The following is a 23803-nucleotide window of genomic DNA, read 5'->3' on the forward strand; positions in this document are numbered from 1 at the left end:
GATGAATTTTCTGTTTGCTGTTGTTGTTGCTGTCGTGCAGGCGCTGGTGCTCTTCGCCTTCGCGCCGCTGCTTTCCGGGATCGGTCGCGTGGCGCGTGCGCGGTTGCATAACCGCCGTGGGCCGGGCGTGCTGCAAGAGTACCGCGACCTTATCAAACTGCTCGGGCGGCAAAGCATTGCTCCGGCGGCGTCCGGCTGGGTGTTTCGCCTGACACCGTTTGTGATGGTCGGCGTCATGCTGACCATCGCCACGGCGCTGCCGGTGGTGACGATTGCTTCGCCGCTGCCGCTGCTTGGCGATGTCATCACCCTGATTTACCTGTTCGCCATTGCCCGCTTTTTCTTTGCGATTAGCGGGCTGGACACCGGTAGCCCATTTACCGGTCTCGGCGCCAGCCGCGAAGCGATGCTCGGCGTGCTGGTCGAGCCGATTTTGCTGCTCGGTTTGTGGGTGGCAGCGCTGGTCGCCGGTTCCACGCACATTACGTTTATTGCCGACACCGTTTATCACTGGCCGCTGAACTACAGCCTGCCGCTGTTTTTGGCGCTGTGCGCTTGTGCCTTCGCCACGTTTATCGAGATGGGCAAACTGCCGTTTGACCTCGCGGAAGCGGAGCAAGAGTTGCAGGAAGGGCCGCTCTCGGAATACAGCGGCAGCGGTTTCGCGGTGTTGAAATGGGGCATCAGCTTAAAGCAACTGGTGGTGCTGCAACTGTTTGTCGGCGTCTTTTTGCCCTGGGGGCAGATGAGCGCGTTCAGCGCCACGGGGTTATTGCTGGCGGTGGCTGTGGCGATCCTCAAGCTGGTGCTCGGCGTGCTGGTGATCGCGCTGTTTGAAAACAGCATGGCGCGGCTGCGTTTTGTCGCCACTTCGCGTTTCACCTGGGCCGGTTTCGGCGTCGCCTTTTTAGCCTTCGTCTCCTTGCTGGCGACATATTAAGAGAGTTTATGCATGTCTGAAGAAAAAATCGGTCAACACTATCTCGCCGCCCTGCACGAGACATTCCCCGGCGTGGTGCTGGACGAGGCGTGGCAGACCAAAGACCAGGTGACCATCACCATCAAGATTAATTATTTGCCGGAGGTGGTGGAGTTTCTCTATTACCAGCAGGGCGGCTGGCTGTCGGTGCTGTTTGGCAACGACGAACGCAAGCTGAACGGCCATTTCGCGGTGTATTACGTGCTGTCGATGGAGCAGGGCGTGAAGTGCTGGATAACCGTGCGCGTTGAAGTCGATGCCCTGAAACCGGAATACCCGTCCGTCACGCCGCGCGTGCCAGCGGCGGTGTGGGGCGAGCGCGAAGTGCGCGACATGTACGGGCTGATTCCGGTCGGCCTGCCGGATGAGCGCCGCCTGGTGCTGCCGGATGACTGGCCGGATGAACTCTACCCGCTGCGCAAAGACAGCATGGATTACCGCCAGCGCCCCACGCCGACTACCGACGCGGAAACCTATGAATTCATTAATGAACTGGGTGACAAGAAAAACAATGTGGTGCCGATTGGCCCGCTGCATGTGACGTCGGACGAACCGGGCCATTTCCGCCTGTTTGTCGACGGCGAAAACATTGTCGATGCCGATTACCGCATGTTTTACGTTCATCGCGGCATGGAAAAACTGGCAGAAACCCGCATGGGTTACAACGAAGTCACGTTCCTCTCCGATCGCGTGTGCGGCATCTGCGGCTTCGCCCACAGCACTGCGTACACCACCTCGGTGGAAAACGCGATGGGCATTGTCGTGCCGGCGCGCGCGCAGATGATCCGCGCCATTTTGCTGGAAGTGGAACGCCTGCACTCCAACTTGCTAAACCTCGGCCTGGCCTGTCACTTTGTCGGTTTTGACTCCGGTTTTATGCAGTTTTTCCGCGTGCGCGAAGCGTCGATGAAGATGGCGGAAATCCTCACTGGGGCGCGTAAAACCTACGGCCTGAACCTGATCGGCGGGATTCGCCGCGACATGCTGAAAGACGACATGATCCAGACTCGCCAGTTAGCGCAGCAAATGCGCCGCGACGTAACGGAATTGGTCGAGATGCTGATGAGCACGCCGAATATCGAGCAGCGCACGGTCGGCATTGGGCGGCTCGACCCGCAAATCGCCCGCGACTTCAGTAACGTCGGCCCGATGGTGCGCGCCAGCGGGCATGCGCGCGACACCCGCGCCGATCACCCGTTTGTCGGTTATGGTCTGCTGCCGATGACCGTGCACACCGAACAGGGGTGCGATGTGATTTCGCGCCTGAAAGTGCGCATCAACGAAGTGCTTACCGCGCTGAACATGATTGATTACGGCCTGGATAACCTGCCCGGCGGCCCGCTGATGGTGGAAGGTTTTACCTATATTCCGCACCGTTTTGCGCTGGGTTTTGCCGAAGCGCCGCGCGGGGATGATATCCACTGGAGTATGACCGGCGACAACCAGAAGTTGTACCGCTGGCGCTGCCGCGCGGCGACTTACGCCAACTGGCCGACGCTGCGCTACATGCTGCGCGGCAACACAGTGTCTGACGCACCGCTGATTATCGGCAGCCTTGACCCGTGCTACTCCTGCACCGACCGCATGACGGTGGTCGATGTGCGCAAGAAGAAAAGCAAAGTGGTGGCCTACAAAGAGTTGGAGCGTTACGGCGTTGAGCGTAAGAACTCGCCGCTGAAATAGAGAGGGAACCATGTTTACCTTTATCAAAAAAGTCATCAAAACCGGGACGCCGACCAGCAGCTATCCGCTGTCGCCGATGCCGGTCGACAAAAACTTTCGTGGCAAACCGCAGCACAACCCGCAGCAGTGCATTGGCTGCGCGGCTTGCGTCAATGCCTGCCCGTCGAATGCGCTGTCGGTAGAAACGGATCTCGCCACGGGCGAGCTTGCCTGGCAGTTCAATCTTGGGCGCTGCATTTTCTGCGCTCGCTGCGAAGAAGTGTGCCCGACAACGGCGATCACCCTTTCGCAAGCGTTCGAACTGGCGGTGTGGAATAAGGCCGATTTCCTGCAACAGTCGCGCTTTGAACTCTGCCAGTGCCGCGAGTGCGCGCGTCCGTTTGCCGTACAAAAAGAGATTGATTACGCCATCGCGTTGCTGGCGCACAATGGCGATACCCGCGCCGAACAGCACCGCGCCAGCTTTGAAACCTGCCCGGCGTGCAAACGGCAGAAGTGCCTGGTGCCGTCCGATCGCATTGAATTGACCCGCCATATGAGAGAGGCCAGCTAATGAGCCAGCTGTTAGGTCCGCGCGACGCAAACGGCATCCCGGTGCCGATGACGGTGGACGAATCCATCGCCAGCATGAAAGCCTCGCTGCTGAAGAAAATCAAACGTTCGGCCTACGTCTACCGTGTGGATTGCGGTGGCTGCAATGGCTGCGAAATCGAAATTTTCGCCACGCTTTCGCCGCTGTTCGACGCCGAACGTTTCGGCATTAAAGTGGTGCCTTCGCCGCGTCACGCCGATATTTTGCTGTTTACCGGCGCGGTGACCCGTGCGATGCGCTCGCCCGCGCTGCGTGCCTGGCAATCTGCGCCGGATCCCAAAATCTGTATCTCTTACGGCGCGTGCGGCAACAGCGGTGGTATCTTCCACGACCTGTATTGTGTGTGGGGCGGCACCGATAAAATCGTGCCGGTGGATGTCTATATTCCCGGCTGCCCGCCCACGCCTGCTGCGACGCTGTATGGTTTTGCGATGGCGCTCGGGTTGCTGGAGCAGAAAATCCACGCCCGTTTACCTGGCGAGCAGGACGATCAACCGGCGGAAATTTTGCACCCGACGATGGTGCAGCCGCTGCGCGTGAAAGTGGATCGCACCGCGCGCCGCCTGGCGGGCTACCGCTATGGCCGCCAGATTGCCGATGACTACCTGCGTTTGCGCAGTGCCGGTGAGCATGAAGTGGTGCGCTGGCTGGCGCAGGAGAACGATCCGCGCCTGACCGAGATTGTCAGCCATCTCAACCAGCTGGTGCAGGAGGCGAAAGCCTGATGGGCGAATCGGTGGTCTTTAGCCAGTTGCGGCGCAAATTTATCGACGAAAACGACGCGACGCCTGCGCAGGCGCAGCAGGTGGTTTATTACAGCCTGGCTATCGGCCACCATCTTGGGGTGATCGACTGCCTGGAAACGGCGTTGCGTTGCCCGTGGGATGCCTACCTGGCGTGGATAGCGACGCTGGAAGCGGGCAGTGACGCGCGGCGAAAAATGGAAGGCGTGCCGCGTTACGGCGAAATCGTTATCGACAGTACGCACGTGATGCTGCTGGCCAACGCCTTTGACCGGGCGCAGGCGCAGCAAACCCCGGCGCAGCAGGCGTGGAGCAAGACGTTGCTGTCGATGCTGCATGATATTCATCAGGAGAGCGCCATCTATTTGATGGTAAGGAGACTGCGTGACTGACGTGTTGCTGTGTGTTGGCAATAGCATGATGGGCGATGATGGCGCCGGTCCGCTGTTGGCGGAAATGTGCGCTGCCAACCCGGTGGGTAGCTGGCAGGTGATTGATGGCGGCAGTGCGCCGGAAAACGATGTGGTCGCCATTCGTGAGCTAAAACCCGCGCGGTTGTTGATTGTCGATGCCACCGATATGGGGCTTAACCCCGGAGAGATCCGCGTCGTCGACCCGGATGACATTGCGGAAATGTTCCTGATGACCACCCACAATATGCCGCTCAACTACCTTGTCGATCAGTTGAAAGAGGATGTTGGCGAGGTGATTTTTCTCGGTATTCAGCCGGATATTGTCGGCTTTTATTACCCGATGACGCCGCCGGTGAAAACTGCGGTAGAAAGTATTTACCAGCGCCTGGCGGGCTGGCAAGGGCAGGGCGGTTTCGACAAGTTGTAATCTGCGCCGGGCACCCGGCGCAACGCATTAGCGGCGGCGTTTTTCCGCGTACATCACTTTATCGCTGTCATCCAGCATTGCGCGCAGCGAATCGTATTTGCTGCCGCCGTTTTCAATCACGCCGTGGGAATAGTTGATGTGGTAGTTTTTGCCGGACAGATGGTCGACGGCATCCATCCGCGATTGCAGATCGAATAAGAACGCATCCACGCCGTTGACCGCGCTGTTGCCCAGCAGCACCGCAAATTCACCGCCGCCCAGACGCGCAGCGATATCCTGATCTTTCAGGCATTTAGTCAGGTTTCCCGCGAAGGTTTTCACCACCAGGTCACCCTCTTTATTGCCCAATAACTCATTGATTGATTTCAGGTTGTCGATGCTGAAATAGAGCAGGCTGAACGCTTTTTTATGCTCTTTTAACGACGCGAAACGCTTCTCGCCGGTGCGGTAAAAACCGCGACTGTTGGGCATGCCGGTCAGCGGATCGCTCATCGCCATGCTGAGGATCAGAAACTCATCTTCGACGATGGCGGCGAAATCGAGCAGGGTGTTGATTTCCGCGCTGGAGAATGGGCGCGGGTAGGTATCAATGATACAGATGGTGCCCGCAATGGCGCCATCCGGCAGGCGTACCGGGCAACCGGCATAGAAACGCACCCAGGGTTCGCCGGTGACAAACGGGTTTTCGCAAAAACGCGGATCGGCCAGTGTGTCTTTGACAATAAAGACGCCCTCTTCGAGGATGGCGTGGGCGCAAAACGAGAGGTTGCGCGGGGTTTCGCAGGTATCGACGCCGCTGCGCGACAACAGCCACTGGCGGTCGCGATCGAGCAGGCTGATGACAGCAATCGGCACATCAAACGTGGTTTTCGCCGTGCGGGTGAGCCGATCAAAGCGTTCGTCATCTTTTTTATCAAGCAAATCCATCATATACAGCGACTTAAGCCGCTCGTTTTCATTGACTGGCATGGCTGGAAAAATCATACGACACCTCGATCTACTGTGTTTCCTCAATTGTAGACATTTCTTATATCGATTGCGTTATATATCCGGGGTTTGCATCACGTAAACAGAGGGAAACGCCGGAGGGCGGCTGACGCCTTATCCGGCCTACAAAATCAGGTACTTTGGCTGGCATGTGGTGCGTAGGCCTGATAAGCGAAGCGCCATCAGGCGATTTTATGCACCAATGCCGGATGGCGGCTGATGCCTTATCCGGCCTACAAAATCAGGTACTTTGGCTGGCGTGGGACGCGTAGGCCTGATAAGCGAAGCGCCATCAGGCGGTTTTATGCACCAATGCCGGATGGCGGCTAACGCCTTATCCGGCCTACAACAGCGTGCGCACCGATTCGCGGCGTACTAACTCCCCTTGATGGGAACAACTGGCGTTGTCTTCTGGCGTGAGCACAATGCCAACCGCGTGGCGGATCATCTCATCCATCGGCACGTGAATGGTGGTCAGAGAAGGGTTGTAATATTTGCCGATAACCGAATCATCGAACCCGGCGAGGGAAACATCCTGCGGCAGCCGCAAACCCGCTTCGTGACAAGCTTTCGCCACGCCAATCGCCATGTCGTCATTGCCCGCTAACACGCAGGTAAACGGCACATCGCGCGCCAGCAACTCGCGCCCGGCTTCATAACCGCTGTCGGTGCTCCAGGTGCCGCGCACCAGCAATTGCGGGTCCGGTTCGATTCCCGCGTTGCGCAATGCGTTGTGGTAACCCGCCAGGCGGCTTTCGCCGGTGGGTGAACCTTCAGATCCTGCGACAAACGCGATGCGCGTGTGCCCTTGCGCCAGCAGGTAGGCCATCATGGCGGCGCAGCTTTGCTGGTGGTCGACGAACACGCACTGGCTGCGATGACGAACCAGCTCGCGGTTGATCACCACAATCGGTGTTTCGCTCTGCTCGATGATTTCGTCGAGTTCTTCGACCGTCAGGTATTTGGGGTAAATCATGATCGCTTCACAGCGCAGCGACAGCAGCAGGTCAATCGCGTCGCGCTCTTCTTGCGCGCTGTGCTTGCCGTCTGCCAGCACCAACTGTCGGCCATGCATTTCGCTGTTGGTGGCGGCGTGGTAAATCATGCTGGAGAAAAATGGGCCGTTATACAGCCCGTTGGTGATAACCAACCCGACCGAGTTGGTTTTATTGTTGGCGAGGTTGCGCGCCAGTTGGTTGGGTTTGTAACCCGTTTCCTCAATGGCCTGCATGATGCGGGCTTTGACTTCTTCGCGAACAAACACTTTGCCATTTAACGCGCGCGATACTGTCGCTTTGGAAACGCCAGCCAGCCTGGCGACATCCAGTATCGTTACCATTGTTCAACCTCACTCTCGTTATTATGACGTCTCAGGCCAGCGACATCAGCGGCACCCCCACGGTAACCGCGCCCTGCGATTGATGGCGGGTGAGCGTGAATTCATCGCTATTGACCACCAGCACCGGCGTGGTCAGATCGTAACCGGCCTGCTCAATTTGCGCTTTATCGAAGGCCAACAGCGGTGTCCCTGCGGCCACTCTGTCGCCCTCTTTTACCAGCGGCGTAAAATATTGCCCCTGTAAATTAACGGTATTCAGGCCGACATGGATCAATAATTCTGCACCATTATCACATATCAGGCCGATAGCGTGATGAGAGTCAATCAATGTTGCGACCTGCGCATCACATGGAGCCACAACTTTACCTTCGTGGGGAATGATCGCGATGCCATCGCCCAGCACTTTTCCGGCAAAGGCTTCATCTTTCACGCTCTCCAGCGCAATCACTTCGCCTTTAATCGGGCTTAGCATTTGCAGGGGACCGACGGTCAGCGGCGCACTTTGCTCGATGTTTTGCGTTTCTTCAACGGGATCCTCAAAACCGACAAACTGCACCATGATGATGGTCAGCACAATTGCCGTCCCGGCACCAACCAGTTCGCCAATAAAGGACATCGGCGCGTCGGGGCTGATGGCGTTCACCAGCGTGAATAAACCTGGCAGCGCGGCATAGGCGTAATAGAGGCTACCAAACAAGCTGGCGACCACGGCACCAATCGCGCCACCGATACAACCACAGATAAACGGCTTTTTAAAGCGCAGCGTCACGCCGTAAATCGCCGGTTCGGTAATACCAAAAATGGCCGTCACGCCCGCCGACAGCGACGTCGCTTTTAGTTGCTTGTTGCGGCTTTTGATAAACACGCCGAACACCGCTGCCATCTGGCCGATCACCGCAATGGTCTGGTAAGCCTGGAAAGAGTCATAACCTTGCGTGTCGAAGTTGGCCATGATCACCGGCGTAATGCCCCAATGCACGCCAAAAATAACGATAACCTGCCAGACTCCACCGATAATGGCCGCCGCTAAAGCCGGCGCAGCATGGAACAGCGCGTTATAACCGTTCGCCACGCCGAGCGCCGCCCAACTGGTAATCGGCCCGATAACAATCAGCGTCAGCGGCACAATCACCACAAAGCAAATCAGCGGCGTAAACAGCGGGCTTATCACTTCCGGCAGCCATTTTTCCACGCGGCGCTCGAACCAGGAGAGCGCCCAAACAAGGAACAGCGGCGGCAGCACCGACGAGGTATACACCGTTTCCGCCAGTGGGAAGAAGAAGAATTTCACTTCGCTACCGGTAGCGATTTTCCCGGCTAAGGCTGTCCATTCCGGGTTGATCAGCGCGCAGCAGCAGAGCACGGCGATAAAAGGGTTACATTTGAAGTGGCGCGCGGCGGTAATCGCGATAAACACCGGCAGGAAGGCAAACGGCGTCCACGACATAAAGTTGAGCACCGCAAAGGTGCCGGTGGATTTGATATCGGCATCCGCCAGACCCAACAGGATCAACAGCCCCTGCAAAATCCCGGCGGCGGCAAGGATATAAACGATAGGCGCAAAAACCGCCGACATGGTGGCGATCACCGCATCCAGCCAGCGCGTTTTCTGCGCCGCGCCATTTTCATTCATTTTCACCATGCCGCTGAACGCGTTGAACACATCCGCGACGTGTGTGCCGATCACCACCTGGAACTGGCCGGCGCTTTCCACCACCGCGATCACGCCGGGCATGCTCTGGACATTGGCTTTCGCTGTAGCGGGCGTTTCGTTTAAGACCAGGCGCAGACGTGTGGCGCAGCGCGAGAAGTTGCTGATGTTTTCCTCACCGCCAACTTCCTGAAGGATATCACTCGCTAACTTGTTGTAATCCCTGATAACGGCCATTTTTATTTACCTTTTATTATCGGTGACTGAGTCGGTGTAACTGGGTGAAACCGGTTTCATGCTAGCCTGGTGAAACGCAGCCGCAACCGGTTTCATGGAAAAATGCGAGCTAAATCACTCCGTAATTTGTGGTAGGTCGAGGGAATGTAGACAGGCACATTTCGTTGGCGGGCGAAGCGTTTGGTTGGTGGCTGCGTAAAACTGGCTGCTCAAAACGATTGATGGAGTGACGTGATGATCGCAGTACTGTTTGAAGCCGATATCGCCGCAGATCAGCAACCGCGCTATTTGCAACTTGCCGCCGAGCTAAAGCCGCTGCTGGCGGAGATCGACGGCTTTATTGCTATTGAGCGCTTTCAAAGCCTGAGTACGGAAGGAAAAATTTTATCGCTCTCCTGGTGGCGCGATGAAGAGTCAGTACTGGCCTGGAAACAAAATATGCTGCACCAGGCCGCGCAGGCTGAAGGGCGACGATCGATTTTCGCTTTTTACCGCATCCGCGTCGCAACGGTGTTTCGCGACTATTCATCTGCCACCAGGAAGCCATGATATGTTCGATATCCACGTTATTCTTAATAATGCCCCCGGCGAATTAGCGGCGCTTGGCGAAACGCTCGGCAACAATGGTGTCGGGTTGGAGGGCGGCGGGGTGTTTACCGTTGCGGGCAAGTGCCACGCGCACTTTTTGGTTATCGAGGGTGAGCGTGCGCGCAAGGTGTTGCTGGCAGCCGGGTTCACGGTGCAAAGCGTGGTTCAACCGGTTATTCGTAAACTGAAGCAGGAGAAACCGGGGGAGCTGGGCGAGATTGCCCGCACGCTAGCGCAGCAGGGTATCAATATTATTGTGCAGTACAGCGATCACGATAATCGCTTGATCCTGCTGACCGATAATGATCCACTGGCCCGCGAGGCCACACAACGTTGGGAAGTTCCGATCGAATGAGTTTACCCGGTTTAGATAATTCGCCGTTCGCACTGGAAGAGGCGCTCTCTGCGGTTGCCAGCGCGATGGCCGATCCTTCCCGCGCGCGAATGTTGTGCGCATTGATGGATGGGCGAGCGTGGACGGCGACCGAATTGAGCGCGGTGGTGGATATTGCCGCCTCGACGGCGAGCGCGCATCTGACAAAGTTGCTCAACAGTGGTTTGCTGGTTTGCGTGTCGCAAGGGCGGCACCGCTATTACCGGCTGGCCGGCAGCGATGTTGCCGCGCTACTGGAGACGATGATGGGCGTGTCGATGAAAGGCGCGCAATCCCCGGCGACCCGCACGCCGGTGGCACTGCGCCAGGCGCGCACTTGCTACGATCATCTTGCCGGGGAGATCGCCGTGGACATTTATGCGTTTATGCAGCGAGAAGGTTGGATAACCCACGACGGTAGCGCCGTCACCGACCACGGCAAACGCAGCCTGGAAAAAATAGGTGTTACCCTCGATCCGCGCAGCCGCCGCAAACCCTGTAGCGCCTGCCTCGACTGGAGTGAACGGCGTTTTCACCTCGGCGGCGATACTGGTGCCGCGCTGCTTATCGCCTTCGAACACCGCGGCTGGCTTAAGCGCACGCCGGGCTACCGCGAAGTCACCGTAACCGAAGAGGGAAAAGCGGGGTTTTTGAGGGTATTTGGTGTGGCGACAGGCACGCTGTAAGCATAACGCGCAATGACTTCAGGGAATGGATAGGATGCGCTTCAGTTTTCTTTTTATCTCTTTCTTGAGCTCGCACGTGGCCGCCGGGCGGCGACCACGTAGGGTGAGAAGAACTTACAACGTGCCGGTACCGCCGTCGGAACACCACACCTGCCCGGAGCTGTAGCTACTTTCCGGGGAGGCTATCGTCACATACAGCGGGGCGATTTCTACCGGCTGACCAGGGCGTTTCAGCGGTGCGCTGGCGCCAAACTGTTTCACTTTTTCCTGCGGCTGGCCGCCGCTCGACTGCAATGGTGTCCAGTAAGGCCCGGGGGCGACCGCATTCACGCGAATGCCCTTTTCACCGAGCTGTTGGGCGAGGGATTTGGTGAAGGCGACAATCGACGCTTTGGTCTGCGCGTAATCCAGCAGGATCGGGCTTGGCTGATACGCCTGCACCGACGAGGTATTAATGATGCTGGCACCGCGCGGCAGGTGTTCCACAGCCGCTTTGGTTATCCAGAACATCGCGTAGACGTTGGTTTTAAAGGTGGCGTCGAAATCTTCGGTGCTCAGGGTGAGAATCGACTCGTTGAACTGCTGACGACCGGCGTTATTGACCAGGATATCCAGCCCGCCGAGGCCAGCAACCGCGTCTTTCACCAGCTTTTTACAAAATTCTTCGGAACGGATGTCGCCAGGTAGGGCGATCGCTTTGCGGCCTTCCGCTTCAATCAGCTTGATCACTTCTGCGGCGTCCGACTCTTCTTCCGGCAAATAACCAATCGCCACATCCGCGCCTTCGCGGGCATAAGCAATGGCGACGGCACGTCCAATCCCGGAATCACCGCCGGTAATCAACGCCTTGCGTCCGGCCAAACGGCCTGAACCGCGGTAGCTGGTTTCGCCGTGATCCGGTACCGGAATCATCTTGCTGGCAAGACCCGGTATGGGTTGTGGTTGCTCGACGAAAGGAGGGGTAGGGTATTGCGGCGCTAAGGTATTTTTAGGGCTTTGCTCTGCCATATTTGCTCCTTGGACGTTGTGAGACACGCCCTTAAGCCTGGCATAGATGTGAGCTTTGTCACGTTAGGTCTGTGTAAACCAGGCCTATACAAAAATGTGCGGCAGCAGAAAAAACGTCTCCGCTGCCGCCGGGATCAGCCGAGATCGGCCCCGTTGCTGGCGATCACTTTCTTATACCACCAGAACGATTTTTTACGGCTGCGCGCCAGCGTGCCGTTGCCTTTATCGTCGCGGTCGACATAGACAAAACCGTAGCGCTTGCTCATTTCGCCGGTCGATGCCGCCACCAGATCGATACAGCCCCAGGTGGTGTAACCGATAACCGGAATGCCATCTTCAATCGCGTCGCCCATCGCGCGGATATGCTCGCGCAAGTAGCTGATGCGGTAATCATCTTCAATCTCGCCGTTGGCGTTGATTTCATCTTTCGCGCCAAGCCCGTTTTCCACCAGGAACAGTGGTTTCTGGTAGCGGTCGTACATCATGTTCATGGTGATGCGCAGACCCAGCGGATCAATACCCCAGCCCCATTCGCTGACTTCAACATGCGGGTTACGCAGTGATTTCACGATGTTGGCGGCGCTGGTGTTATTGGCGTTCATGTCTGCCGACGCGCAGCGCGAGGCGTAATAGCTGAACGAGACAAAATCGACGGTGTTTTTGAGGATCGCATCGTCACCGGCTTCCTTGACGATTTGCACGCCTTTTTCGCGGAACACACGGGCAGAATAGGCCGGGTAGCTGCCGCGCGCCTGCACATCGATAAAGAACAGGTTTTCACGATCTTTTTCCAGCGCCGTCCACACATCGGCCGGTTTGCAGGAGTACGGGTAGAAATTGCCACCCGCCAGCATGCAGCCGACCTGGTTTTGCGGGTTCACTTCATGGGCGATTTTGGTCGCCAGCGCACTGGCGATCAGCTCATGATGCGCGGCCTGGTATTTCACCTGGTCCTGATTTTCACCCTCTTCAAACACCAGCCCGGCACCGGAGAACGGGCTGTGCAGCATGATGTTGATCTCGTTGAAGGTCAGCCAGTATTTCACCAGCCCGTCGAACGCTTCAAAACAGGTGCGGGCGTAACGGGTGAAAAACTCCACCATTTTGCGATTGCGCCAGGAGCCATATTCAATGACCAGATGCATTGGCACATCGAAATGGCACAGCGTCACCAGCGGCTCAATGTTGTACTTTTTGCACTCTTCAAACACCGCGCGGTAAAAGGCGATGCCTTCTGCGTTTGGCGTCAGTTCATCGCCGTTCGGGTAGAGACGGCTCCAGGCAATCGACGTGCGAAACACCGTAAAGCCCATCTCCGCCATCAGCGCGATATCTTCTTTGTAGCGATGGTAAAAATCGATGGCTTCATGGCTCGGGTAATACTCGTCATCGCGCAATGCAAAACGTTTTTCCTGGCCGAGTTTCACCGGCAGGCGGTTTGCGCCGTGTGGGATCATATCGACGGTGGTCAGCCCTTTGCCGCCCTCCCGATATCCCCCTTCCGACTGGTTAGCGGCAAGCGCGCCGCCCCATAAAAATCCTTGCGGAAATACTGACATGCGTTACCTCGCTTCGTTAATCAGGCTCGTGCTTCTTGTACATTAACCGGCTTTGCGGCCTGCGGCTTGTTCTCGGTTTCCACTGGAATATCTTCAAACCCGAGCAGCAGCGTCAGCACAAACGATAGCACTACCGCCAGCGCCATCACGCCAAACACCCAGACAATGCTCATTGGGTTCGCCGGATCGAAGAACTGCACGCTGGTAAATAAGCCCGGTGCCGCCATGGAGTGGCTGGCAAGCCCGGCAATACCCGCGACCGCGCCGCAGATAAAGCCGCTAATCAGGCTGGCGATCAATGGGCGTTTCAGACGCACCGCGACACCGTACAGCGCCGGTTCGGAGATCCCGGCAAGAATCGCGGATGCCGCCGCCGCCAACGCGGTCTGGCGCAGTTCCGGGTTTTTCGTTTTCCACGCCACCGCCAGCGACGAACCGCCGAGCGACAGGTTAGCGCCGATTTCCGACGGCATCACCATGCCTTCTTTACCGGTCTCGGCAATGGTTTGAATGATCGTTGGGGTGAACACGCGGTGCATGCCGGTCATCACCAGCAGTGGCCACAGCGCGCCCATAATGGCGACAGAGAGCCAGCCAAGATAGCCGTGAATGGTGTAAACCAGCGCGGAAATTGCGCTACCGATCCAGATGCCCAGCGGGCCAATCAGCACGATCGCCAGCGGCGCGGCAATCAGCACGATCAGCATCGGTTTGAGGAAGTTTTTCGTCACCGCTGGCGTAATGCGATCCACCCAGCGCTCGATATACGACAGGCACCAGGTCATCACCAGCGCCGGGATCACCGTGTAGGTGTATTTCACCGCGGTCACCGGAATCAGGGCGAATTCAACGTGCTCGCCCTGCGCGGCTTTTGCCATCAAATCGATAAAGCTCGGGTGCACCAACACACCGGCAATGGCAATCGCCAGCGACATATTGGTTTTGAATTTAACGGCGGCTGAGGCGGCAACCATCAGCGGCAGGAAGAAGAACGCGCCATCGCCAATCACCGTCAAAATGGTCAGCGTCGAGGAACCTTTTGGCAGCGCGCCGGACATCTCCAGCACCATCGCCAGCAGTTTTACCATTGAACCGCCGATGATCGCCGGGATCAGCGGCGACATGGTGCCGATCAGCGCATCGAGAATGCCTGCGCCAACCCGGCGTAAGGTCAGTTTCTGTTTTGATTGAACTTCAACCGGCTGCATATTTTGCGGCAGCAGGCTGACCACTTCGCGAAAGGCCTGGGAAACGGTATTGCCGATAATCACCTGGCACTGGTTGTCGTTGCGAACCACGCCCATCACGCCGCTGACGCTTTTCAGCGTTGCGCTGTCGATGCGCGTTTCATCTTTCACCACGAAGCGCAGGCGCGTCATGCAGTGCGTGACAGCGGCGATGTTATCAACACCACCCAGCGCATCCACGACAGCGTGGGCGAGCGCCGCATAATTCTTTGCCATTGGAGTTTTATCCTGTTTAATCAATGCATTATTAAATCACTGCACGCCCTGGCGGCAATGAAACATGAAAATAGGTAACCGGTTCCACAAAATCATGATGAGTTTATGTGGCTATAACAAGATCTAAAAATGAGCAGTTTTCAAAAGCGTGATAACGATCACTTGGTATTCAAAAATGCGCGCTTTTTGACGCATTTGTTAAGTGTTCCAATAAGCGCAGCGCCTGAAGTACACTTCGGGACAGGAAATTTGCAGGGGTGGAAAAATGGCGACAATGCTGGAGGTGGCAAAGCGGGCAGGGGTGTCGAAAGCCACCGTGTCACGCGTGCTGACGGGCAAAGGGTATGTCAGTGAAGAGACAAAAAATCTTGTGTTTCAGGCAATTAGCGAAACAGGTTATCGCCCGAACTTACTGGCGCGCAGCCTCGCCAGCAGCAAAACCCAAACTCTTGGCCTGGTGGTGACCAACACGTTGTATCACGGCGTTTACTTTAGCGAACTGCTGTCGCACGCCGCGCGCATGACCGAGGACAAAGGTCGCCAGTTGTTGTTGGCAGATGGCAAACACAGCGCCGAGGAAGAGCGCCAGGCGATTCAATACCTGCTCGACTTACGCTGTGACGCGGTGATTATTTACCCGCGTTTTCTCAGCGTGGATGAGTTGGACGACATTATCGACAGCCATTCGTTGCCGATCATGGTGCTCAACCGTCGTTTGCGCAAAAACAGCAGCCATTGTGTCTATTCCGATCAACACGCCTCCAGCCAAAGTGCGGTGGCGCAGCTGATTGCGCAGGGCCATCGGGATATCGCGTTTATTACCGGCTCGCTGGATTCGCCCACCGGCATTGAGCGTTTATCCGGCTACAAAGATGCGTTGGTGCAGCAGGGCATTGCCGTGCGTAACGAGCTGATTGTCGAAGGGAAATGGACGCCGTTGAGCGGCGCACAGGCTGTCGAAGAATTGGTCTCCCGCAACGTGCCTTTTACGGCGCTGGTGGCGAGCAATGATGATATGGCGGTCGGCGCTATCAAACAGTTTCACGACAGCGGCATTGCCGTGCCGCAGCAGGTTTCGGTAATTGGTTTTGATGATATCGCGATGGCGCCGTTTACCGTGCCGGCGCTCTCCAGTGTCAAAATCCCGGTCACGGAAATGGTCAAAGAGACCATCAACCGCCTGATCTTTATGCTTGATGGCGGTGAATTTACCTGGCAGCGCACGTTCCCCGGCGAATTAATCCTGCGCGACTCACTGATTGCTGGCCCGCACGCCTGATCTCGTCAGCCGTCATCGTCACTTCTGTCGATGACAGCGCCTTCTTTTATTAATCTTCCTATAAAACAGTAAGTTAAAAATTGGCATGGTTTATGAATACTCCGGCGGGATAAGGCTCTTTGCTGGAGGAAATGATGAACCGATTTATTATGGCCGACGCCGCAAAATGTATTGGCTGTCGTACCTGTGAGGTCGCCTGCGTGGTGTCTCATCAGGAACAGCAAGATTGCGCGGCGCTCACCCCCGAAACTTTTCTGCCGCGTATTCATGTTATTAAAGGCGTCAATGTGTCGACGGCGACGTTGTGTCGTCAGTGCGAAGACGCACCCTGCGCCAACGTCTGCCCGAACGGTGCCATCAGCCGCGATCAAGGTTTTGTGCATGTGATGCAGGAGCGCTGCATTGGCTGCAAAACCTGCGTGGTGGCATGCCCTTACGGCGCGATGGAAGTGGTCGTTCGCCCGGTGATCCGCCACAGCGGCGCCGGTCTGAACGTGCGCGCGGAAAAAGCCGAAGCCAACAAATGTGATTTATGTCACCACAGCGAAAGCGGCCCGGCCTGCATGCAAGCCTGCCCGACAAAAGCGCTGGTGTGTGTCGATCGCGATTTACTGGAACACATGAGCGCTGAAAAACGCCGTCGTGCCGCGCTGGATGGCACCGTTTCGCTGATGTTCTAAACCCTTTACTTTCACTTTTAACAGGTCTGTTACTGATGAAAAAGATCACAAGTGTCTGCCCTTATTGCGGCGCGGGCTGCAAACTGAAACTGGTTGTCGACAACGGGAAAATCATTCGCGCTGAGGCGGCCGACGGTCACACTAACCAGAACGAACTGTGCCTGAAAGGTTACTACGGCTGGGATTTCCTCAACGACACCAAACTGCTGACGCCACGCCTGACCCAGCCGATGATCCGCTATGAAAAAGGCGGCAAATTCACCCCGGTCAGCTGGGACGAAGCGATTCGCTATACCGCCAAACGCCTTGGCGAGATCAAAGCCAAATTCGGCCCGCGCGCCATTATGACGACCGGTTCGTCGCGCGGCACGGGCAATGAAACCAACTACGTGATGCAGAAATTTGCACGCGGCGTGCTCAACACCAATAACGTCGACTGCTGCGCCCGCGTGTGCCACGGCCCGTCTGTCGCCGGGTTGCAAGAAACCCTCGGCAACGGCGCGATGAGCAACTCCATCGGCGATATTGAAAACTCCAGCTGCCTGCTCGTGTTTGGCTACAACTGCGCGGATTCGCACCCGATCGTCGCGCGCCGGGTGATCAAAGCCAAACAAAAAGGGGCGAAAATCATTGTGTGCGATCCGCGGCGTATTGAAACCGCGCGCATCGCCGACCAACACTTGCAACTGAATAACGGCTGCAATATGGCGCTGGTCAACGCCTTCGGCCATGTGCTGCTCGAAGAAGAACTCTACGACAAAGATTATGTCGCGAGCTTCACCACCGGCCTTGAAGCCTACCGTGAAACGGTCAAAGAGTATGCGCCGGAAGCGGTGGAACACCTGACCGGTGTGCCGGCAAAACAGGTACGCCAGGCGATGCGCACCTACGCCGCTGCGCCGTCCGCCACCATTATGTGGGGCATGGGTGTGACGCAATTTGGTCAGGCGGTGGATGTGGTGAAAGGCCTCTCCAGCCTGGCGCTGCTCACCGGTAATCTTGGCCGCGAGCATGTCGGCGTCGGTCCGGTGCGCGGGCAAAACAACGTGCAGGGCGCGTGCGATATGGGCGTTATTCCAAACCAATTCCCTGGTTATCAGGACGTGGTGAACCCGCAAGTGCGGGCGAAATTCGCCAACGCCTGGGGCATCGATCCGGCGGTCATGGACGACAAAGTGGGCGTGCGCATTACCGAAGTGCCGCACCTGGCGCTGGAGGGCAAAGTGAAAGCCTACTACATCATGGGCGAAGATCCGTTGCAGACCGAGGCGGATCTCGGGCTGGTGCGCAAAGGCTTTGAAGCTCTCGATTTTGTCGTGGTGCAAGATATCTTTATGACCAAAACCGCCGAACAGGCGGACGTGCTGCTGCCTGCCACTTCGTGGGGTGAACACGGCGGCGTCTTTACCTGCGCCGACCGGGGTTTCCAGCGTTTCGAAAAAGCCATCGAACCGATGTACAACGTCAAACGCGACTGGGAAATCATCAGCCTGATTGCCACGGAAATGGGCTACCCGATGCATTACGACAACAACCAGCAGATTTGGGATGAGCTGCGCGAATTGTGCCCGCTGTTTTACGGGGTGACTTACGAAAAAATGGGCGATATGGGACATGTGCAGTGGCCGTGCCCGACGCTTGATCACCCCGGCACGCCGTATCTGTATCAGAACAATAAATTTGATACGCCGGACGGCAAAGGCCACCTGTTCGCCGCACAATGGCGTGCGCCCGCCGAACGTCCGGATGACGCGTTTCCGCTGGTGCTCTGTACGGTGCGTGAAGTGGGGCACTATTCTTGCCGTTCAATGACCGGTAACTGCGCGGCGCTGCAAACCCTCGCCGACGAACCCGGCTTTGTGCAGATCAACCCGCAAGATGCGCAGGCGCTGGGCATTAAAGATCGCCAACTGGTGTGGGTCGAATCCCGCCGTGGCAAAGTGATCACTCGCGCCGATGTGAGCGAGCGTGTTAATCACGGCAGCGTTTATATGACCTACCAGTGGTGGATTGGCGCGTGCAACGAACTGACGCAGGATAATCTGGACCCGATTTCCAAAACGCCGGAAACCAAATATTGCGCGGTGCGGGTGAGTGCGATCAACGATCAGCCCTGGGCGGAAGCGTACACTCAGAGCACTTATCAACAGATGAAGACTCGCCTGCGTAACGCGGCGATGCAATGACGATATGACCAACAGCAACGGTGTCTGCTTACGCGTTTATGGGAAGGTGCAAGGGGTGGGGTTTCGCCCCTTTGTCTGGCAACTGGCGCAGCAGCTCGGGCTGAAGGGCGATGTCTGTAACGATGCGCAGGGTGTGGAAGTGCGTTTGCTCGGCGACGAGCGCAAGTTTCTCACCCTGTTGCAGCAACACTGCCCGCCGCTGGCGCGCATTGATCGCGTGGAGCACGCGCCGTTTCACTGGCACTCTATGCCCGGCGATTTCACCATTCGCCACAGCGCGGGCGGCACGATGAACACGCAAATCGTCCCCGATGCGGCAACCTGTCCTGCTTGTCTGGCGGAAATGTTCACGCCCGGCGAGCGCCGCTTTCGCTATCCGTTTATCAACTGTACCCACTGCGGGCCGCGCTTCACCATTATCAACGCCATGCCCTATGACCGGCCTTACACGGTGATGGCCGCTTTTCCGCTGTGCCCGGCGTGCGATGCAGAGTATCGCAACCCGCTGGATCGGCGTTTTCATGCCCAGCCGGTCGCTTGCCCGCAATGCGGGCCGCAACTGGCGTGGCAGGATGATTCGTACCGGGCGAGCGGTGAAGAGGCGTTACAAATGGCCGTCGCGCTGTTAAAAAGCGGCGGAGTGGTGGCGATCAAAGGCGTCGGCGGCTTTCACCTTGCCTGCGATGCCAGCAATCAAGCCGCCGTTGAACATTTGCGGGCGCGTAAACATCGCCCGGCGAAACCGTTGGCGGTAATGCTGCCCGCAAGTACCGATCTGCCTGCGGATGCGCGGCGCTTACTCTCCACGCCCGCCGCGCCGATTGTGCTGGTGGACAAAGCCAGCGTCAGCGGGTTATGCGACGCCATCGCGCCCGGCCTTGATGAAGTGGGCGTGATGCTGCCGGCCAACCCGCTACAACATCTGTTGGCGCAGGCAATGCAGCGCCCGCTGGTGATGACCTCCGGCAATCTTAGCGGTAAACCGCCCGCCATCACCAACACGCAGGCGCTGGAAGACCTGGCGCAGGTTGCCGACGGTTTTCTGCTGCATAACCGCGATATTGTGCAGCGCATGGATGATTCCGTGCTCCGGGCGAGCGGCGAAATGCTGCGCCGCGCCAGGGGCTTTGTGCCGGATGCGCTGCCGCTTCCCGCAGGGTTTCGCGACATCCCGCCGCTGCTGTGCCTTGGCGCGGACATGAAAAATACCTTTTGTCTGCTGCGCGGTGACGCCGCCGTGCCGGGGCAGCACTTTGGGGATTTGACCGATGAAGGCGTCGAAGCGCAGTGGCGTAGCGCGCTGCGCCTGATGCAGCAAATCTACAATTTCACGCCGCAACAGGTCGTTATTGATGCACATCCCGCGTATCGCACCAGCCAGTGGGCGGAAAGTTATGGTTTGCCGGTGCAAACGGTGCTGCATCATCACGCACACGCCGCCGCTTGCCTGGGCGAGCACGGCTGGCCGCTGGAGGGCGGGGATGTGATTGCGGTTACGCTCGACGGCATCGGCATGGGCGAAAACGGCGCATTGTGGGGCGGCGAATGTCTGCGGGTTAACTACCGCGAATGCGAACTGCTTGGCGGTTTACCTGCCGTGGCGCTGCCGGGCGGGGATTTAGCCGCGCAACAGCCGTGGCGCAATTTATTGGCGCAGATGCTGGCGTTTGTGCCGGGCTGGCAAAATCACCCGGAAACGGCAGAAATCCAGCAGCAGAATTGGCCGCTGTTGGCGCGCGCTATTGAACGAGGCATCAACGCGCCGCGGGCGTCATCTTGCGGGCGGTTGTTTGATGCGCTGGCCTGTGCGCTTGGCTGTGCGCCGCTGCACCTCAGTTATGAAGGGGAAGCTGCCTGTCGGCTGGAAGCGCTGGCACGTCAGGTTTCACACATCGAACATCCGGTTCGCCTGCCGCTGCGTGGCAATCAGCTTGATTTGGAAACCTTCTGGCAAACATGGTTTAACTGGCAAGCCACACCTGAACAGCGAGCGTGGGCGTTTCACGATGCGCTGGCGCACGGGTTTGCGAAGCTGTCGCGCGAACAGGCGATGCTTCGCGATATTCGCACAGTGGTGTTCAGCGGCGGCGTGCTGCATAACCGCCTGCTGAAAACCCGTTTACAGCACTATCTGGCTGATTTTACCTTGCTGTTTCCGCACCAGCTTCCGGCCGGGGATGGCGGGATTGCCTTCGGTCAGGGGCTGGTGGCAGCGGCGCGGGTTATACCGCCAGCGCTTTAAGCAGGGCAAACGCCTCTTTCATCCGATCTTCGCTGACGACAAACGCACGAAGTTTGTCGTCGCTATCCATCCCTTTTGCCACCATGCCGACGGCGTCGGTGGAAATCTGCCAGCGCAGATCGGACCGATGAGTTTCGCCAGCCAGATGCAGCGGCATCAGCGGCGTTTTCACTTTCACCAGCATCGCGGGCAGCGTCAGTTGCGCCGGGTTGCCGGTGAGGTTTTTCGAAAGCGTCAGCGCACTCAGCTGGATCGGTTGCAGGAACGGCAACACCCGACCGTTGATCTCGGCGCAATCACCGAGTGCGAAGATATTCGGGTTGCTGGTTTGCAGCATGCCGTTTACCACAATCCCGCGCCCGGTTTCCAGCCCGGCGGCCTGCGCCAGTGCGCTATGCGGCAACAGACCGGTGGCGGCGACCACCACATCGGCGTCGACAAAACGTTCATCATCAAGCTGCGCGCGCACGCCGTTTTCACGCTCATCAAGCTGCGTTAAGCGCGATGAGAGCAGCAGGCGCACGCCCATTGCCGTCAGGCAGTGTTGCAGGCGGCCGCTCACTTCCGGCGGCATCAGCGAAGGCAGAATGCTCGGCGCGTTATCCAGCACGGTCACGGTTTTGCCCGCGCGGCGAAAATCCATCGCCAGCTCGCAGCCAATCAGCCCCGCGCCGACAATCAACACGTTGTTGGCATCGCGCAGTTTGGCTTCGCAGGCGTGATACTCCTGCAAGCTGTTGAGCGTTAGCATTTGCTCGCGCCCCGGCAGCGGCGGCACAAACGCTTTCGCCCCGGTTGCCAGCACTAATTTGTCGTACTGCCACTGTTTGTCCGCGCTTTTCACCACCTGCGCGTGAGTGTCGATAGCGGAGACAAAGGTGTAGGGAAACAGCCGCAGGTTAAACTGCTCGGCAAACTCGCCCGCCGTCTGGCGAATCAACTCATCGGCGCGCTGCGCCTGGCTAATCACATGGCTGAGATCCGGTTTGTTGTACTCTTCCATGCCGTCGGCGGCGATCAGGGTGAGCGGCACGTTGCTATCCAGTTTGCGGATATTTTTCACCAGCGTCCGGGCGGCGAAGCCCGAACCGATAATCACAATGCCTGCGCTCATTTTGCCTCCACCGCCAGTTCGTCAAACACCTCTTTGCCAAGCGAACATTCCGGGCAGAGGAAATTGTCCGGCACTTCGCTCCACGGTGTACCCGGCGCGACATCCTGCATCGGCTCGCCTTTTTCCGGGTCGTAAATCCACTGGCAAACACTGCACTGCATGCTTGGGCCGAGATCCGCAGCGGCCGCCGCGGCGCAGGCGCAGGTTTCTTTTTCTGCGGGTTTGCTTACGGGGGCTGGTAGCGGGGAGAGCGCCCACTGGCGGGCAATCTCACGTCCGTGCTGGCGGCACACTTCCAGCGCGTCCATGTCTGGTCGCCATTTCGCCTTCAGGCTGACGGACATCTCAAAGCCAGCATCCTGTAAACGGGTAGAGAGACGGTCAACCGCGCCGCCGCTCCAGCCGTGGGAACCAAACGCGCTGGCGCGTTTGCTACGAAAACGCAGGCCGGTAATCTCTTCCACCAGCCCGGCGATTTTCGGCATCATCACGTTGTTCATGGTCGACGTGCCGACCAGCACGCCTTTCGAGCGGAACACGTTGGTGAGAATGTCGTTTTTGTCGCTGCGGGCAACGTTAAAGATTTTCACCGCCACGCGGGGATCGACTTCGTTGATCCCCTGAGCGATGGCGTCGGCCATCATGCGGGTGTTGTTGGACATGGTGTCGTAGAAAATCGTGATGCGATCTTCCTGATAATCCGCCGCCCATTTCAGGTACAGCTCGACGATTTGCGTCGGGTTATCGCGCCACACCACGCCGTGGGAGGTGGCAATCATGTCGACGGGCAGGTTGAAGCCGAGGATCTCGGTGATTTTTGGTGTCACCAGGCGGCTGAACGGTGTCAGGATATTGGCGTAGTAGCGCTGGCACTGCTCAAACAGTTCGGCCTGATCCACTTCATCATTGAACAGACGTTCGTCGCAGTAGTGCTGACCAAAGGCGTCGTTGCTGAACAGCACCGCATCGCCGGTCAGGTAGGTCATCATGCTGTCCGGCCAGTGCAACATTGGTGTTTCAACGAAAATAAGCTGTTTGCCGTTGCCGATATCCAGCGTATCGCCGGTTTTCACCACATTGAAATTCCACTCCGGGTGATGGTGGTGGCCGTTGATCGAGTCGATGGCGTTAAGGGTGCAGTAAATCGGCGTGTTCGGGATGTGGGACATCAACTCAGTCAGTGCGCCAGCATGATCCTCTTCAGCGTGGTTGATGACGATGTAGTCGATCATTTCAAGGTCGATCTCGCCGCGTAAATTCTGCACGAACTCGCGGCTGAACTTGTGATCGACGGTATCGATCAGTACGTTTTTGCCTTCGCGGATCAGGTAGCTGTTGTAGCTGCTGCCTTTCAGGGTTTTGTATTCGGTGCCATGAAAATCGCGCACTTCCCAGTCGCGTTGTCCAACCCAGTGAATGTTATTTTTTACATGAATAGCCATGGTGTAAGTCCTGTGCAGTTTTTTCAATTCGATAGCATGGCTATATCAAGATGCGCGCCATATTTTTAATTTATTGATTTATAAGTTTTTACTCGTTTTTATTGAAAATATAAATGTCATAATGACTATGAT

The 23803-nt window shown here is 57.4% G+C and carries 21 protein-coding genes; 13 read left to right on the plus strand and 8 right to left on the minus strand.

Going from position 1 to position 23803, the window contains the following annotated elements:
- Position 1: 1 nt before the first annotated feature.
- Genes AAEY27_RS05005 through hycI form a run of 6 tightly spaced genes read left to right on the plus strand, consistent with a single transcriptional unit; the run spans position 2 to position 4837 of the window.
- A complete protein-coding gene (locus AAEY27_RS05005; RefSeq protein ID WP_342325465.1) occupies positions 2-940 on the plus strand; it encodes a respiratory chain complex I subunit 1 family protein in 939 nt (312 codons plus the stop codon).
- A 12-nt stretch (positions 941-952) separates the two neighbouring features.
- Complete coding sequence (locus AAEY27_RS05010) at positions 953-2662, plus strand: hydrogenase large subunit (protein WP_342323811.1); 1710 nt, start codon at positions 953-955, stop codon at positions 2660-2662.
- Positions 2663-2672: 10 nt separating this feature from the next.
- On the plus strand, positions 2673-3215 hold the full coding sequence (locus AAEY27_RS05015; RefSeq protein WP_342323812.1) for a formate hydrogenlyase complex iron-sulfur subunit: 543 nt from the start codon (positions 2673-2675) through the stop codon (positions 3213-3215).
- Complete coding sequence (locus AAEY27_RS05020; protein ID WP_342323813.1) at positions 3215-3979, plus strand: NADH-quinone oxidoreductase subunit B family protein; 765 nt, start codon at positions 3215-3217, stop codon at positions 3977-3979. Before AAEY27_RS05015 ends, AAEY27_RS05020 begins: the two co-directional genes overlap by 1 nt.
- Positions 3979-4389: a formate hydrogenlyase maturation HycH family protein gene (locus AAEY27_RS05025; protein ID WP_342323814.1), complete on the plus strand. Its 411-nt coding sequence runs from the start codon at positions 3979-3981 to the stop codon at positions 4387-4389. Before AAEY27_RS05020 ends, AAEY27_RS05025 begins: the two co-directional genes overlap by 1 nt.
- Positions 4382-4837 carry a hydrogenase maturation peptidase HycI gene (gene hycI / locus AAEY27_RS05030; RefSeq protein WP_342323815.1) on the plus strand — a complete coding sequence of 152 codons (456 nt, stop codon included), beginning with the start codon at positions 4382-4384 and terminating at the stop codon, positions 4835-4837. The genes AAEY27_RS05025 and hycI overlap by 8 nt, the downstream gene beginning before the upstream one ends.
- Before the next feature lie 27 nt (positions 4838-4864).
- Here hycI and AAEY27_RS05035 read toward each other — a convergent pair whose 3' ends face one another.
- The 3 genes from AAEY27_RS05035 to AAEY27_RS05045 all read right to left on the minus strand — a co-directional run bounded on the left by AAEY27_RS05035 (position 4865) and on the right by AAEY27_RS05045 (position 9051).
- The gene (locus tag AAEY27_RS05035) at positions 4865-5821 is read right to left on the minus strand and encodes a sensor domain-containing diguanylate cyclase (protein WP_342323816.1); all 957 of its coding nucleotides are present in this window, start codon (positions 5819-5821) and stop codon (positions 4865-4867) included.
- Between the two features lie 346 nt (positions 5822-6167).
- Complete coding sequence (locus AAEY27_RS05040) at positions 6168-7163, minus strand: LacI family DNA-binding transcriptional regulator (RefSeq protein ID WP_342323817.1); 996 nt, start codon at positions 7161-7163, stop codon at positions 6168-6170.
- Positions 7164-7194: 31 nt separating this feature from the next.
- Complete coding sequence (locus AAEY27_RS05045; RefSeq protein WP_342323818.1) at positions 7195-9051, minus strand: beta-glucoside-specific PTS transporter subunit IIABC; 1857 nt, start codon at positions 9049-9051, stop codon at positions 7195-7197.
- Positions 9052-9285: 234 nt separating this feature from the next.
- On the opposite strand from AAEY27_RS05045, the gene AAEY27_RS05050 reads away from it, so the two are divergent.
- Genes AAEY27_RS05050 through AAEY27_RS05060 form a run of 3 tightly spaced genes read left to right on the plus strand, consistent with a single transcriptional unit; the run spans position 9286 to position 10698 of the window.
- On the plus strand, positions 9286-9600 hold the full coding sequence (locus AAEY27_RS05050; protein WP_342323819.1) for an antibiotic biosynthesis monooxygenase family protein: 315 nt from the start codon (positions 9286-9288) through the stop codon (positions 9598-9600).
- A gap of 1 nt (position 9601) precedes the next feature.
- The gene (locus tag AAEY27_RS05055; RefSeq protein WP_342323820.1) at positions 9602-9994 is read left to right on the plus strand and encodes an amino acid-binding protein; all 393 of its coding nucleotides are present in this window, start codon (positions 9602-9604) and stop codon (positions 9992-9994) included.
- On the plus strand, positions 9991-10698 hold the full coding sequence (locus AAEY27_RS05060) for an ArsR/SmtB family transcription factor (protein ID WP_342323821.1): 708 nt from the start codon (positions 9991-9993) through the stop codon (positions 10696-10698). Before AAEY27_RS05055 ends, AAEY27_RS05060 begins: the two co-directional genes overlap by 4 nt.
- Before the next feature lie 114 nt (positions 10699-10812).
- On the opposite strand, the gene AAEY27_RS05065 is transcribed toward AAEY27_RS05060, so the two are convergent.
- From AAEY27_RS05065 to ascF, 3 genes are all read right to left on the minus strand, one after another.
- A complete protein-coding gene (locus tag AAEY27_RS05065; RefSeq protein WP_342323822.1) occupies positions 10813-11706 on the minus strand; it encodes an SDR family oxidoreductase in 894 nt (297 codons plus the stop codon).
- 134 nt (positions 11707-11840) lie between these two features.
- Entirely contained in the window at positions 11841-13265 is a 1425-nt protein-coding gene (locus AAEY27_RS05070; protein WP_342323823.1) for a 6-phospho-beta-glucosidase, read from the minus strand.
- 20 nt (positions 13266-13285) lie between these two features.
- On the minus strand, positions 13286-14728 hold the full coding sequence (gene ascF / locus AAEY27_RS05075) for a PTS cellobiose/arbutin/salicin transporter subunit IIBC (RefSeq protein WP_342323824.1): 1443 nt from the start codon (positions 14726-14728) through the stop codon (positions 13286-13288).
- A gap of 265 nt (positions 14729-14993) precedes the next feature.
- On the opposite strand from ascF, the gene AAEY27_RS05080 reads away from it, so the two are divergent.
- The 4 genes from AAEY27_RS05080 to hypF all read left to right on the plus strand — a co-directional run bounded on the left by AAEY27_RS05080 (position 14994) and on the right by hypF (position 21115).
- Positions 14994-16007: a LacI family DNA-binding transcriptional regulator gene (locus tag AAEY27_RS05080; RefSeq protein WP_342323825.1), complete on the plus strand. Its 1014-nt coding sequence runs from the start codon at positions 14994-14996 to the stop codon at positions 16005-16007.
- 134 nt (positions 16008-16141) lie between these two features.
- On the plus strand, positions 16142-16687 hold the full coding sequence (gene hydN / locus AAEY27_RS05085; RefSeq protein WP_342323826.1) for an electron transport protein HydN: 546 nt from the start codon (positions 16142-16144) through the stop codon (positions 16685-16687).
- Positions 16688-16722: 35 nt separating this feature from the next.
- Positions 16723-18873, plus strand: coding sequence for a formate dehydrogenase subunit alpha (gene fdhF, locus AAEY27_RS05090; RefSeq protein ID WP_342323827.1), 2151 nt, complete (start codon positions 16723-16725; stop codon positions 18871-18873).
- Positions 18874-18877: 4 nt separating this feature from the next.
- Positions 18878-21115 carry a carbamoyltransferase HypF gene (hypF, locus tag AAEY27_RS05095; RefSeq protein WP_342323828.1) on the plus strand — a complete coding sequence of 746 codons (2238 nt, stop codon included), beginning with the start codon at positions 18878-18880 and terminating at the stop codon, positions 21113-21115.
- On the opposite strand, the gene norW is transcribed toward hypF, so the two are convergent.
- Both norW and norV read right to left on the minus strand, forming a co-directional pair.
- Positions 21096-22229 carry an NADH:flavorubredoxin reductase NorW gene (gene norW / locus AAEY27_RS05100; protein ID WP_342323829.1) on the minus strand — a complete coding sequence of 378 codons (1134 nt, stop codon included), beginning with the start codon at positions 22227-22229 and terminating at the stop codon, positions 21096-21098. The two genes, hypF and norW, sit on opposite strands and share 20 nt — an antisense overlap.
- Positions 22226-23671: an anaerobic nitric oxide reductase flavorubredoxin gene (gene norV / locus AAEY27_RS05105; protein WP_342323830.1), complete on the minus strand. Its 1446-nt coding sequence runs from the start codon at positions 23669-23671 to the stop codon at positions 22226-22228. Before norV ends, norW begins: the two co-directional genes overlap by 4 nt.
- Positions 23672-23803 lie beyond the last annotated feature (132 nt).

This window comes from Kosakonia sp. BYX6, from assembly GCF_038449125.1.
GTDB classification, from domain to species: domain Bacteria; phylum Pseudomonadota; class Gammaproteobacteria; order Enterobacterales; family Enterobacteriaceae; genus Kosakonia; species Kosakonia calanthes.